Source organism: Polaromonas sp., from assembly GCF_030682935.1.
In the GTDB taxonomy this organism is placed as follows: Bacteria; Pseudomonadota; Gammaproteobacteria; order Burkholderiales; family Burkholderiaceae_C; genus Polaromonas.
Genome location: NZ_JAUXNA010000362.1, coordinates 1 through 12,598 on the forward strand (window position 1 = coordinate 1; position 12,598 = coordinate 12,598).

The following is a 12,598-nucleotide window of genomic DNA, read 5'->3' on the forward strand; positions in this document are numbered from 1 at the left end:
GTGCCCAGCGCCCAGTCGCGCATGTGGTCGATGGCGGCGTTGGCAGCCGAAGCAGCCGACGACAGGCCACGCGCTTCAATGATGGCGGCGCCACGCTTGCCCACGGTCGGCAGGAAGACGTTGGCGTTCCATTCCTGGTCATTGATCATCGCGGCGACGCTTTCACCATTGATGGTGGCAAAACGGTAATCGGCGTACATCGTGGGCGAATGGTTGCCCCAGACGGTGAGCTTTTCGATGTCTTTCACGGCCTTGCCGGTCTTGGCGGCAATCTGGCTGGCAGCGCGGTTGTGGTCCAGGCGCAGCATGGCGGTGAAGTTCTTGCGTGGCAGATCGGGCGCGCTCTTCATCGCGATGTAGGCGTTGGTGTTGGCCGGGTTTCCGACCACCAGCACCTTGACGTTGCGGCTGGCCACCGCGTTGAGCGCCTTGCCCTGCGCGGTGAAAATTGCACCATTGACGGCCAGCAACTCGGCGCGTTCCATGCCGGGGCCGCGTGGACGCGAACCGACCAGCAGGGCATAGTCGGCGTCCTTGAAGGCGGTCATCGGATCGCTGTGCGCTTCCATGCCGGCGAGCAGCGGGAACGCGCAGTCGTCAAGTTCCATCATCACGCCCTTGAGCGCTTTCTGGGGACCCTCGACGGGAACTTCGAGCAGTTGCAAAATGACCGGCTGGTCTTTGCCCAGCATTTCGCCAGAGGCAATGCGAAACAACAATGCGTAACCGATTTGGCCTGCTGCACCAGTGACTGCGACGCGGACGGGTTTTTTGCTCATGATTGACAACTCCAGTAAAGTAAAAAATGCTTTGCACCATTGGTGGCGTGAGGTGTTGGGCAGCATCCTGGGGATACCGGGCGGCCTCGGGTGCGTTTACCACCCTGCCCCCAAAAAAAATAGATCGCTTGGCGCGCCACACTCAGCCAAAGATTTTACGCTTGAAAAACGCCACAGGTCAATTTGTCTTATGTCTTATATAAGATATGATTCGGACTGGCTTGTAACGCGCAACCTGCGCGACCAGGCATCGTTTTAACCCGTGTACCCATGGCCATTGCCCCCTCTTCATTCACCGACATCGCCGCAGCCGCCAGCGCGGCAAGCGCACTTGCGGGTGCGACCCCAGCGTTTAGCCCGCTCTATCAGCAAATCAAGGTCTTGATTTTGAAGAGCCTGCAGGCAGGCGAGTGGAAACCGGGCGAATTGATTCCCAGCGAGATGGACCTTGCCGCGCGCTTTCGCGTCAGCCAGGGCACGGTGCGCAAGGCGATTGACGAGCTCGCCGCTGAAAACCTGGTGATGCGTCACCAGGGCAAGGGCACGTTTGTCGCCACGCACGCCGAACAACAGGTGCAGTACCGCTTCCTGAGGTTGATGCCCGATAACGGTGACATCAACAGCGAGGGACCGGCCGAGCGGCAGATCATTGACTGCAAACGCCTGCGCGCGCCCGCAGACATCGCCCGCTCGCTGGCCCTGCGCACCGGCGATGCCGTGCTGCAGTTGCGCCGTGTGCTGGCCTTTCAGGGCACACCCACCATTCTTGAAGACGTCTGGCTGCCCGGCGGCCCCTTCAAGGGCCTGACCGCTGAGCGGCTGGCCGACTACCGCGGCCCGATGTATGCATTGTTTGAAACCGAATTTGGTGTACGCATGGTGCGCGCCGAAGAAAATATACGGGCGGTTGCTGCCGATGCGGCTTCCGCCGAATTGCTGAAAGTGCCGGTAGGCGAGCCGCTTTTGAGCGTGGAGCGCACCGCCTACACCTACAACGATCTGCCCATGGAATTGCGTCGGGGCCTGTACCGCACCGACACCCACCATTACAAAAACGAACTGAGCTAACAGGAATACTTGAGGAGCTGCAAAGGTTTGTAAATTGCTTTGCTGCGTTGCAATAGAATTATCACGGTCGGAAGGTCACCGCATCCCCGGTTACCACGTAGTTACACCCACGAAAGCCCCACAAAATGACAGAGCTGGCACCAAAACAGCGTCCCAAGCGGCCTGAATTCCGCAATATCAACGCACTCACCGACCTGCCCGGTTACCGACTGCCCCTCGCAGGCCTTGTCTCCATCCTCCATCGCGTCAGCGGGGCGATCATGTTCATCCTGATGCCCTTCATCATCTGGATGTTTGACACGTCGATTTCCTCCGACATCTCCTTTGCCAGATTCAAGTCCGCATTCAATGTGGGCATGCTGGGCCTGCCCGGCGTGCTCTGGAAGCTGATCGCGCTGGCGCTGATCTGGGCCTACCTGCACCACTTCATTGCCGGTCTTCGCCACCTCTGGATGGACACCAGCCACGAAGCCGTCAGCAAGGATTTCGGCAGGCAGTCCGCCGCCTTCACGCTGGCCGTGAGCATTGGCCTCACGCTCGTGCTGGGCGCCAAGCTGTTTGGCATTTACTAATTTCCAGGGAAAGCACCATGTCTGTCAATTACGGCTCCAAGCGCATCGTTGTCGGCGCTCATTACGGCACACGTGACTGGCTGAGCCAGCGCATCACCGCGGCCCTGATGGCCCTCTTCACCTTGCTGCTGCTGGTACAGGTCATTTTCAGCAAAGGCCCCATTGGCTACGACCAGTGGGCCGGCATCTTTTCGCCGCAGTGGATGAAGGCGCTGACCTTCGCCGTCATTGTTGCCCTGCTGTTGCACGTATGGGTCGGCATGCGCGACATCTGGATGGACTACATCAAACCGGTCGGCCTGCGCTTGTTCCTGCAGGTGTTCACCATTGTCTGGCTGGTTGCTTGCGCAGGCTGGGGTATTCAGGTGCTCTGGCGCCTCTAGCCTTCCAAGTCATCCCCCAGTCAAACCTGGCCGCATCCGGCTACCAAGATTCGAGAAAAATCATGACCGCAACCTCCAAACTCCCCAAGCGAAAATTTGACGTCGTCATCGTCGGTGCCGGCGGCTCCGGCATGCGCGCCTCGCTGCAGCTGGCCCGTGCCGGCCTGAACGTCGCCGTCCTCTCCAAAGTGTTCCCGACACGCTCCCACACCGTGGCGGCGCAAGGCGGCATTGGCGCCTCTTTGGGCAATATGTCCGAAGACAACTGGCACTATCATTTTTACGACACCGTCAAGGGCTCCGACTGGCTCGGCGACCAGGACGCCATCGAATACATGTGCCGCGAAGCGCCCAAGGTCGTCTATGACCTGGAGCACATGGGCATGCCTTTTGACCGCAACCCCGACGGCACGATTTACCAGCGTCCGTTTGGCGGCCATACCGCCAACTACGGCGAAAAACCGGTGCAGCGCGCCTGCGCCGCAGCCGACCGCACCGGTCACGCCATGCTGCACACGCTCTACCAGCAAAACGTGAAGGAAAAAACCAGCTTCTTTGTCGAGTGGCTGGCGATGGACCTGATCCGCGACGCCGATGGCGACGTCGTCGGCGTGACGGCCATCGAGATGGAAACCGGTGACGTGCATATTTTTGAGGCCAAGACCACCCTGCTGGCCACCGGCGGCGCCGGGCGCATTTTTGCGGCGTCGACCAACGCCTTCATCAACACCGGCGACGGCCTGGGCATGGCGGCACGCGCCGGCATTCCGCTGGAGGACATGGAGTTCTGGCAGTTCCACCCCACCGGCGTGCACGGTGCCGGCGTGCTGCTGACCGAAGGCTGCCGTGGCGAGGGCGCCATTCTGCGCAACAGCAATGGCGAACGCTTCATGGAGCGCTATGCGCCCGCCTACAAGGACCTGTCACCGCGCGACTATGTGTCACGCTGCATGGACCAGGAAATCAAGGAAGGCCGCGGCTGTGGCCCCAACAAGGACTACATCAACCTCGACATGACCCATCTGGGCGTCGACACCATCATGAAGCGCCTGCCTTCGGTGTTCGAAATTGGCCACAACTTTGCCAACGTCGACATCACCAAGGAACCGATTCCCGTCGTGCCCACCATCCATTACCAGATGGGCGGCATCCCGACCAACATCCATGGCCAGGTGGTCACGCAGAACGCCGATAACCAGAGCGAGGTCGTCAAGGGCCTGTACGCGGTCGGCGAGTGTTCCTGCGTGAGCGTGCATGGCGCCAACCGCCTGGGCACCAACTCGCTGCTGGACCTGCTGGTGTTTGGCCGCGCTGCCGGCAACCACATTGTCGAATTCAACCAGGCCAACACCGAGCACAAGCCACTGCCGGCAGATGCCGCGGACAAAACCATGGCGCGCATCGATCGCCTGGACAACGCCACCACGGGCGAGTATGCGCAGGACGTGGCCGATGCCATCCGTGCGGCCATGCAGCAGCATGCCGGCGTGTTCCGTACCCAGGCCATCATGGACGAAGGCGTGACCAAAATTGCCGAACTGCGCAAGCGCGTCAACACCATCGGCTTGAAAGACAAGTCGAAGATTTTCAACACCGCACGCATCGAGGCACTGGAAGTTGAAAACCTGATTGAGGCCGCTGAAGCCACCATCGTTTCCGCCGCAGCCCGCCATGAAAGTCGCGGCGCCCATTCGGTCGACGATTACGGCGACACGCCCGAACATCCGAACGGCCGCAATGACACGGACTGGCACAAACATACGCTGTGGTACAGCGAAGGCAACCGCCTCGCCTACAAGCCGGTGCAAATGAAGCCACTGACCGTCGAGTCCGTGCCCCTCACCGTTCGCTCCTTCTAAAAATACAAGCGGGACCCCCATGACCAAACGTACTTTCCAGATTTACCGCTACGACCCCGACACCGACGCCAAGCCTTACATGCAGACCATCGAGGTTGAACTCGACGGCAGTGAGCGCATGCTGCTCGATGCCTTGATGAAGCTCAAGGCGATGGATCCAACCATTTCCTTTCGCCGCTCCTGCCGCGAAGGTGTTTGCGGCTCGGACGCCATGAACATCAACGGCAAGAATGGCCTGGCCTGCCTGACCAACATGCGCACGCTGACGGGAACCATCGTGTTGAAGCCGCTGCCCGGCCTTCCGGTCGTGCGCGACCTGTTTGTCGACATGACGCAGTTTTTCAAGCAGTACAACTCGATCAAGCCCTACCTGATCAACAACAACTTGCCGCCTGAAAAAGAGCGTCTGCAAAGCCCTGAAGAGCGCGACGAGCTCAACGGCCTGTACGAGTGCATTTTGTGCGCCAGTTGTTCCACGGCCTGCCCCAGCTTCTGGTGGAACCCCGACAAGTTCGTGGGCCCGGCCGGACTGCTGCAAGCTTACCGATTCCTGGCTGACAGCCGCGACGAAGCCACCGCCGAGCGGCTGGACAATCTGGAAGACCCCTACCGCTTGTTCCGCTGCCACACCATCATGAACTGCACCGACGTTTGCCCCAAAGGGCTGAACCCGGCCAAGGCCATTGGCAAGATCAAGGAAATGATGGTGCGGCGGACGGTCTGAAGACCTTGCAGCACGGACGCCCGATGGACATGACACACACGCTACTCGATCAGCGGGGTTTAAGCAAACTGAGGTGGCGCTGCCGCCGCGGTTTGCTGGAAAACGACCTGTTGATCGAGCGATTCTTTCTGCGCCATGAGGCCACCTTGACCGTCAGCCAGGCCAAAGGCCTGGATGATTTAATGGCGCTGTCTGACAACGATTTGCTGGACCTGCTGCTCAAGCGCAAAGAGCCTGACCAGCTTTCTGATTCGCTGGCAAAGGAAAGCGCATCAACCTCCGAAGCACTTGAAGTTTTAAGCTTGCTTCGTCCTGGGGCTACGGCTCCGTAACACGCCCCCTCTGATACGAGAGAAAGAACCCCACATGAAGTTAGCTGACAACAAAGCCACCCTGTCTTTCAGCAATGGCAGCCCCAGTGTCGATTTGCCGGTGTACCAAGGCAATGTGGGTCCGGACGTCGTGGACATCCGCAAGCTGTATGCCCAGACCGGCATGTTCACCTACGACCCCGGCTTCCTGTCAACCGCGTCTTGCCAGTCGGCCATCACCTACATTGACGGCGACAAGGGCGAGTTGCTGTACCGCGGCTACCCGATTGAGCAGCTTGCCACCAACTGCGACTACCTGGAGACCTCTCACCTGTTGTTGTATGGCGAGCTGCCCAACAGCGACCAGAAAAAAGACTTTGTCAGCCGCGTGACCAACCACACCATGGTCAACGAGCAGATGCAGTTTTTCCTGCGCGGTTTCCGCCGCGACGCGCATCCGATGGCCATCATGACCGGTCTGGTCGGCGCCCTGTCGGCTTTCTACCATGACAGCACCGACATCAACAACCCAGTACACCGCGAAATTGCCGCGATCCGCCTGATTGCCAAAATGCCGACGCTGGTCGCCATGGCGTACAAGTACACCATGGGTCAGCCCTACATGTACCCCAAGAACCACCTGAGCTACGCCGGCAACTTCCTGCACATGATGTTTGCCACGCCGTGCGAAGAGTACAAGGTCAACCCCGTGCTCGAGCGCGCGCTGGACCGCATCTTTACCCTGCACGCGGACCACGAGCAGAACGCTTCCACCTCCACGGTTCGCCTGTGCGGCTCGTCGGGCACCAACCCGTTCGCAGCCATCGCTGCCGGTGTCGCCTGCCTCTGGGGCCCGGCACACGGAGGCGCCAACGAAGCGGCGCTCAACATGCTGGGTGATATCCAGAAGAACGGCGGCATCGAGAACATCGGCGAATTCATCAAGCAGGTCAAGGACAAGAACTCCACCGTCAAGCTGATGGGATTTGGTCACCGTGTTTACAAAAACTACGACCCGCGCGCCAAGCTGATGCAGGAAACCTGCAAGGAAGTCCTGCAGGAGATGGGCCTCGAAAACGACCCGCTGTTCAAGCTGGCCATGGCTCTGGAAAAAATTGCACTGGAAGACGACTATTTCGTTTCCCGCAAGCTCTACCCGAACGTGGACTTCTACTCCGGCATCGTGCAGCGCGCCATCGGCATTCCCGTGCCGCTGTTCACCGCAGTCTTCGCGCTGGCCCGCACCGTAGGCTGGATCGCCCAGCTCAATGAAATGATTGGCGACCCCGAATACAAGATTGGCCGTCCACGCCAGCTGTTCACCGGTTCGACCCAGCGCGACGTCAAGCCCATGGCCCAGCGTTAATCAGCCAGATTAGCGCCTTGCCTCAAACCCGCCAGATGGCAACATCGGCGGGTTTTTTAATGCCCCGCTGACCGGACATTGAATGCTATTTTTTCAATAGCTTCCTGCGCCGGCCCTGTATGGGCAAAGTACCGAAAACATTGATAACTTTTATGGGAACTTCCAGGTGCGGAAATCCCAACAAGCCGGCCATCTCGCATTGCGATGACAGGCCGGTTAATTAAGGGGCAAAATGGCAGTCCATCGCCAACTGCGATGACCAAAAACCCATGTCCATCAAGAGTTCCGAACGCAATTTCGCCCGCCGCATCGACCTGACCTCGCTTCAGTTGTTTGTGGCGGTGTGCGAGCTCGGCAGCATTGGCAAGGCGGCCGAGCGGGAGTTCATCGCGGCATCCGCTGTCAGCAAACGCCTGAGCGATCTGGAAGCCGCGCTGGGCATCACGCTGCTTTACCGCCATACCCGGGGCGTCGACCTGACGCCCGCAGGTGAAAGCCTGCTGCACCACGCCCGTTCGGTGCTGTTCAGCCTTGAAAAAATGCAGGGCGAGTTGAGTGAGTATGCCGACGGCGTGCGCGGCCATGTGCGCGTGCACGCCAGCATTTCGGCCATCGTGCAGTTTTTGCCCGAAGACCTGGGCGCCTTCATCCGCCAGCATGCCGAGATCAAGATCGACCTGGAAGAGCACCTCAGTACCGAGGTGGTGCGTGCCGTGCAGGAGGGCGCTGCAGACCTGGGGGTGTGCAACACTGCCAATGGTGCGGGCGACCTGCAAACGCGGCCCTACCGCACCGACGACCTGGTACTGATTGTGCCCAGAGGCCACGAATTGTGCGCGCAAGGCGCTATTGACTTCGAAGCAGCGCTGGACCATGACCAGGTCGGCCTGCATGCCAACAGCTCGATTTATCTGGCCATGCGGCAGGCCGCCGCTGCTGTGGGCCGCACCATCAAGCTGCGCATCCACGTGACCGGGCTGGACGCCATGTGCCGCATGATCCACAACGGACTGGGTGTAGGCGTGATGCCGCAGCGTGCGTTTGCATTAATGCATGGCGTGGGCGCGCTTGAATCCGTCGCGCTGAACGATGTCTGGGCCAAGCGCCAGATTCAACTGGTGGCGCGGGATTTTTCCACCCTGCCTTTGACGGCCCGGCTGCTGGTTGATCACCTCGCGCAGTCCGCGCCGCACGGCATGCCCGCAGCGGCCTAAAATTACCGATAGACCACAGAGACCACGAAGGAGCACATATGGGACGCATGAATCAAGAAACGCACGGCCGCACGCTGTACGACAAAATCTGGGACGAGCACGTGGTGCATACCGAAGAAGACGGCACCTCCATTCTTTATATCGACCGCCACCTGGTGCACGAAGTGACCAGCCCGCAAGCCTTTGAAGGCCTGCGCGAAGCCGGCCGCAAGGTCTGGCGCATCAGCTCCATCGTGGCCACCGCCGACCACAACACGCCCACCACCGGCTGGGAACTCGGTTACGACGGTATCACCGACCTGGTCAGCAAGGAGCAGATCACGACGCTGGATGCCAACATCCACGAATTTGGCGCGGCGGCCTTCTTTCCGTTCCTGTCGAAACGCCAGGGCATCGTGCATGTGATTGGCCCTGAAAATGGCGCCACCCTGCCCGGCATGACCGTCGTTAGCGGCGACTCGCATACCTCCACCCACGGCGCGTTTGGCGCGCTGGCCCACGGCATTGGCACCAGCGAAGTCGAGCATGTGATGGCCACCCAGACCCTGCTGGCCAAAAAAGCCAAGAACCTGCTCATCAAGGTCGAAGGCACGCTACCCAAAGGCTGCACCGCCAAGGACATCGTGCTGGCCATCATCGGCAAGATCGGCACCGCAGGCGGCACCGGTTACACCATTGAGTTCGCTGGCTCCGCCATTCGCGATCTCAGCATGGAAGGCCGTATGACGGTCTGCAACATGGCGATTGAAGGCGGCGCGCGCGCAGGGCTGGTTGCTGTCGACCAGAAAACCATCGACTATGTGAAAGGCCGCCTGCTGGCGCCGGGAACCGACCCCAAAACCGGCCAATTTGTGGGCGGCGCCGAATGGGACATGGCCGCGCAATACTGGGCGACGCTGCACTCCGATGCTGATGCGACATTTGATGCCGTGGTCGAGCTGGACGCCAGCCAGATCCTGCCTCAAGTCAGCTGGGGCACCTCGCCCGAAATGGTGCTGTCGATTGAAGACAAGGTGCCCGACCCCGAAAAGGAAAAGGACGCCAACAAGCGCGCTGCCATCGAACGCGCGCTGACCTACATGGGACTTGAGCCCGGCAAGGCCATCAACGACATTTACATCGACAAGGTATTCATAGGCTCGTGTACCAACAGCCGGATTGAAGACATGCGCGAAGCTGCCGCAGTGGTGAAAAGAATCGGCCAGAAGGTCGCCAAAAACATCAGGCTGGCCTTGGTGGTACCGGGCTCCGGCCTGGTTAAGGAACAGGCCGAGCGCGAAGGCCTGGACAAGATTTTCATCGCTGCAGGCTTTGAGTGGCGTGAACCCGGCTGCTCGATGTGTCTGGCAATGAATGCCGACCGGCTGGAGCCGGGCGAGCGTTGCGCCTCCACCAGCAACCGCAATTTTGAAGGTCGCCAGGGTGCCGGAGGCCGTACCCATCTGGTGAGCCCGGCCATGGCGGCGGCGGCGGCCGTGCATGGCCACTTCGTCGACATCCGAAAATTTGTCTAAGTCCACGTTTCAGGAGAATCACCATGAAAAAAACCACTTCCCTGCTCGCACTTTCACTGGTTTCAATGGCCTTTTTGCTGGCCGGATGCAACACCTTCAGGGGCCTCGGGCAAGACGTGCAAAAGGTTGGCGAGAAAATTGAAGACTCTGCAAAGAAGAAATAATGCAAAAATTCACCGTACACAAAGGCCTCGTGGCCCCGATGGACCGCGAGAACGTCGATACCGATGCCATCATCCCCAAGCAGTTCCTCAAATCCATCCGCAAGACCGGCTTTGGCCCCAACCTGTTTGACGAGTGGCGCTATCTGGATGCCGGCTTTCCCGGCCAGGATCCGGCCAGCCGCAAACCCAACCCGGACTTTGTGCTGAACCAGCCGCGCTACGCCGGTGCCTCCATCCTGCTGGCGCGCAAGAACTTTGGCTGCGGCTCCTCGCGCGAGCACGCGCCCTGGGCGCTCGACCAGTTCGGCTTTCGCGCCATCATCGCGCCCAGCTATGCCGACATCTTTTTCAACAACAGCTTCAAGAACGGCCTGCTGCCCATCGTGCTGCCCGAGGCGCAGGTAGCCCAGCTATTTGACGAAGTGCATGCCTTCCCGGGCTACACGCTGACGATCGACCTGGAGCGCCAGGTCATCGTCAAGGCGCAAGGCGAAGAGCTGCCTTTCGAGGTGCAGGCTTTCCGCAAATACTGCCTGCTCAATGGCTTTGACGACATTGGCCTGACCCTGCGCCAGAGCGACAAAATCAAGGCCTTTGAAGCTGAACGCCTGGCGACCAAGCCCTGGCTGAACCACACGGTAGCGGGCTGACTTCCCATCATTGAAGTAAAAATCTGCGTCAACCCAATAGATACGGGCGCAAGCAACTACAAATAAGATAGCAATCATGAAAATCGCAATTCTTCCCGGTGATGGCATCGGCACCGAAATCGTCGCCGAAGCGGTCAAGGTTTTGAAGGTTCTGGACCTGAAGTTCGAAACCGAAAGCGCACTGGTCGGCGGTGCCGCCTACGAGGCCTACGGCCATCCACTGCCGGAAGCCACCTTGAAGCTGGCCAAAGACGCCGACGCCGTGCTATTTGGCGCCGTGGGCGACTGGAAATACGACACGCTGGACCGGCCACTGCGTCCGGAACAAGCCATTTTGGGCCTGCGCAAAAATCTCGGCCTGTTCGCCAATTTCCGTCCAGCCATCTGCTACGAGCAGCTCACGCACGCTTCAAGCCTCAAGCCCGAGCTGGTCGCGGGCCTGGACATCCTCATCATCCGCGAGTTGACAGGTGACGTGTACTTCGGCCAGCCGCGTGGCCGCCGTGTGGCCACTGACGGCCACTTTCCGGGCGCCGAAGAAGCCTTCGACACCATGCGCTACTCGCGCCCCGAGATTGAGCGCATCGCCCATGTGGCTTTTCAGGCAGCGCGCAAACGCGGCAAACGCCTGACCAGTGTCGACAAGGCCAATGTGCTGGAGACCTTCCAGTTCTGGAAAGACGTGGTCACGGAGGTTGGACGTCAGTACCCCGACGTGGCGCTGGACCACATGTACGTGGACAACGCGGCCATGCAGCTGGTCAAGGCCCCGAAAAAATTTGACGTCATCGTCACCGGCAACCTGTTTGGCGACATCCTGTCAGACGCCGCCGCCATGCTGACCGGCAGTATCGGCATGCTGCCGTCGGCCAGCCTCAATGACAAAAACCAGGGCCTGTACGAGCCCAGCCACGGCAGCGCCCCTGACATTGCCGGCAAAGGCGTGGCCAACCCGCTGGCGACCATTTTGAGTGCGGCCATGATGCTGCGCTTCAGCCTGAACCAACCTGAAGCTGCCGCGCGCATTGAAAAAGCCGTCGATCAGGTGCTGACCCTGGGCCTGCGCACGCCGGATATTTACAGCGAAGGCACAATCCGCGTTGGCACCGTCGAAATGGGCGATGCGGTGGTCAAAGCCCTGCGCTGAAGCCTTTCGTTGCTGGCGGGCAAGTCGGCACAGGCTTGTCAGCCAGGCCAAAGGCGAGCCTGGCTACAATAACGGCCTATGTGGAAAATTCCCGCACCCCTCCCCTGTTTCGCCGCGCTGCGAGCGGGAAGCAGCGCGCCGGTTTTTACCCAAATCACCACAACGACCACCATTAAAGGCTAGCAAGCCCGGTTCGTCGTGCCCGCCGGCTCGATGAGCCGGACCAAAAAGCTTGAATTTCTCTCGTACTTTTTGAAGGGCAACCCCATGAAACTCACAGGCAATCTCACAGGACTCGTCGGCTGGCGCGGCATGGTCGGCTCGGTGCTGATCGACCGCATGCAGGCCGAAGGCGACTTCGAACTGATCGAGCCGGTTTTCTTCTCCACCTCGAACGCGGGCGGAAAAGCTCCGGCCCAAGCGAAGAACGAAACCACGCTCAAGGATGCGTTCGACCTTGAGGCGCTCAAGAAGTGCGACATCATCCTCACCGCCCAAGGTGGCGACTACACCGCGGAAGTGTTTCCCAAGCTGCGCGCTGCAGGCTGGACCGGCCACTGGATTGACGCAGCTTCGACCCTGCGCATGAATGACGACGCTGTCATCGTGCTGGACCCGGTGAACCTGCCCGTCATCCAGAACGCGCTGGCCCGGGGCGGCTACAACTGGGTAGGCGGCAACTGCACGGTCAGCTGCATGCTGATGGGCGTGGGCGCGCTGTACAAGGCGGGTCTGGTTGAATGGATGACCAGCATGACCTACCAGGCGGCGTCGGGCGGCGGCGCGCAGCACATGCGCGAGTTGCTGACCCAGTTCGGTACGCTCAACAGCGAAGTCAAATCCCTGC

General features: G+C 60.1%; 14 protein-coding genes. 13 read left to right on the plus strand and 1 reads right to left on the minus strand.

Going from position 1 to position 12,598, the window contains the following annotated elements:
* Window positions 1-779, minus strand: a 779-nt coding sequence (locus Q8K05_RS16765) for a malate dehydrogenase (RefSeq protein ID WP_305247752.1), incomplete at its 3' end; no start/stop codon positions are given.
* Window positions 780-1,049: 270 nt separating this feature from the next.
* Here Q8K05_RS16765 and Q8K05_RS16770 point away from each other — a divergent pair.
* The 13 genes from Q8K05_RS16770 to Q8K05_RS16830 all read left to right on the plus strand — a co-directional run.
* Window positions 1,050-1,847: a GntR family transcriptional regulator gene (locus tag Q8K05_RS16770; RefSeq protein WP_305247753.1), complete on the plus strand. Its 798-nt coding sequence runs from the start codon at window positions 1,050-1,052 to the stop codon at window positions 1,845-1,847.
* Window positions 1,848-1,972: 125 nt separating this feature from the next.
* Entirely contained in the window at window positions 1,973-2,419 is a 447-nt protein-coding gene (sdhC, locus tag Q8K05_RS16775) for a succinate dehydrogenase, cytochrome b556 subunit (RefSeq protein WP_305247754.1), read from the plus strand.
* Between the two features lie 17 nt (window positions 2,420-2,436).
* Window positions 2,437-2,802 carry a succinate dehydrogenase, hydrophobic membrane anchor protein gene (gene sdhD, locus Q8K05_RS16780; protein ID WP_305247755.1) on the plus strand — a complete coding sequence of 122 codons (366 nt, stop codon included), beginning with the start codon at window positions 2,437-2,439 and terminating at the stop codon, window positions 2,800-2,802.
* Between the two features lie 62 nt (window positions 2,803-2,864).
* Window positions 2,865-4,661, plus strand: a complete 1,797-nt coding sequence (sdhA, locus tag Q8K05_RS16785) for a succinate dehydrogenase flavoprotein subunit (protein WP_305247756.1) — start codon at window positions 2,865-2,867, stop codon at window positions 4,659-4,661.
* Window positions 4,662-4,680: 19 nt separating this feature from the next.
* Complete coding sequence (locus Q8K05_RS16790) at window positions 4,681-5,385, plus strand: succinate dehydrogenase iron-sulfur subunit (protein ID WP_305247757.1); 705 nt, start codon at window positions 4,681-4,683, stop codon at window positions 5,383-5,385.
* A 23-nt stretch (window positions 5,386-5,408) separates the two neighbouring features.
* Window positions 5,409-5,717 carry a succinate dehydrogenase assembly factor 2 gene (locus Q8K05_RS16795; RefSeq protein ID WP_370868889.1) on the plus strand — a complete coding sequence of 103 codons (309 nt, stop codon included), beginning with the start codon at window positions 5,409-5,411 and terminating at the stop codon, window positions 5,715-5,717.
* A gap of 34 nt (window positions 5,718-5,751) precedes the next feature.
* Window positions 5,752-7,062 carry a citrate synthase gene (gene gltA, locus Q8K05_RS16800; RefSeq protein ID WP_305247758.1) on the plus strand — a complete coding sequence of 437 codons (1,311 nt, stop codon included), beginning with the start codon at window positions 5,752-5,754 and terminating at the stop codon, window positions 7,060-7,062.
* Between the two features lie 275 nt (window positions 7,063-7,337).
* Complete coding sequence (locus Q8K05_RS16805; RefSeq protein ID WP_305247765.1) at window positions 7,338-8,276, plus strand: LysR family transcriptional regulator; 939 nt, start codon at window positions 7,338-7,340, stop codon at window positions 8,274-8,276.
* A 38-nt stretch (window positions 8,277-8,314) separates the two neighbouring features.
* Window positions 8,315-9,790 carry a 3-isopropylmalate dehydratase large subunit gene (gene leuC / locus Q8K05_RS16810; protein ID WP_370868890.1) on the plus strand — a complete coding sequence of 492 codons (1,476 nt, stop codon included), beginning with the start codon at window positions 8,315-8,317 and terminating at the stop codon, window positions 9,788-9,790.
* Between the two features lie 23 nt (window positions 9,791-9,813).
* Complete coding sequence (locus Q8K05_RS16815) at window positions 9,814-9,954, plus strand: entericidin A/B family lipoprotein (protein ID WP_305247760.1); 141 nt, start codon at window positions 9,814-9,816, stop codon at window positions 9,952-9,954.
* Window positions 9,954-10,604, plus strand: coding sequence for a 3-isopropylmalate dehydratase small subunit (leuD, locus tag Q8K05_RS16820; protein WP_305247761.1), 651 nt, complete (start codon window positions 9,954-9,956; stop codon window positions 10,602-10,604). The genes Q8K05_RS16815 and leuD overlap by 1 nt, the downstream gene beginning before the upstream one ends.
* Window positions 10,605-10,680: 76 nt before the next feature.
* Window positions 10,681-11,751, plus strand: coding sequence for a 3-isopropylmalate dehydrogenase (gene leuB, locus Q8K05_RS16825; RefSeq protein WP_305247762.1), 1,071 nt, complete (start codon window positions 10,681-10,683; stop codon window positions 11,749-11,751).
* 267 nt (window positions 11,752-12,018) lie between these two features.
* Window positions 12,019-12,598 (plus strand): aspartate-semialdehyde dehydrogenase (locus Q8K05_RS16830; RefSeq protein WP_305247763.1); only part of this gene is annotated, 580 nt, incomplete at its 3' end.

Coding starts and splice junctions, on each gene's coding strand:
- Q8K05_RS16770 (WP_305247753.1), top strand. CDS start 1,050: ATGGCCATTGCCCCCTCTTCATTCACCGACATCGCCGCAGCCGCCAGC.
- leuD (WP_305247761.1), top strand. CDS start 9,954: ATGCAAAAATTCACCGTACACAAAGGCCTCGTGGCCCCGATGGACCGC.
- Q8K05_RS16815 (WP_305247760.1), top strand. CDS start 9,814: ATGAAAAAAACCACTTCCCTGCTCGCACTTTCACTGGTTTCAATGGCC.
- leuB (WP_305247762.1), top strand. CDS start 10,681: ATGAAAATCGCAATTCTTCCCGGTGATGGCATCGGCACCGAAATCGTC.
- sdhA (WP_305247756.1), top strand. CDS start 2,865: ATGACCGCAACCTCCAAACTCCCCAAGCGAAAATTTGACGTCGTCATC.
- sdhD (WP_305247755.1), top strand. CDS start 2,437: ATGTCTGTCAATTACGGCTCCAAGCGCATCGTTGTCGGCGCTCATTAC.
- Q8K05_RS16795 (WP_370868889.1), top strand. CDS start 5,409: ATGGACATGACACACACGCTACTCGATCAGCGGGGTTTAAGCAAACTG.
- leuC (WP_370868890.1), top strand. CDS start 8,315: ATGGGACGCATGAATCAAGAAACGCACGGCCGCACGCTGTACGACAAA.
- gltA (WP_305247758.1), top strand. CDS start 5,752: ATGAAGTTAGCTGACAACAAAGCCACCCTGTCTTTCAGCAATGGCAGC.
- sdhC (WP_305247754.1), top strand. CDS start 1,973: ATGACAGAGCTGGCACCAAAACAGCGTCCCAAGCGGCCTGAATTCCGC.
- Q8K05_RS16790 (WP_305247757.1), top strand. CDS start 4,681: ATGACCAAACGTACTTTCCAGATTTACCGCTACGACCCCGACACCGAC.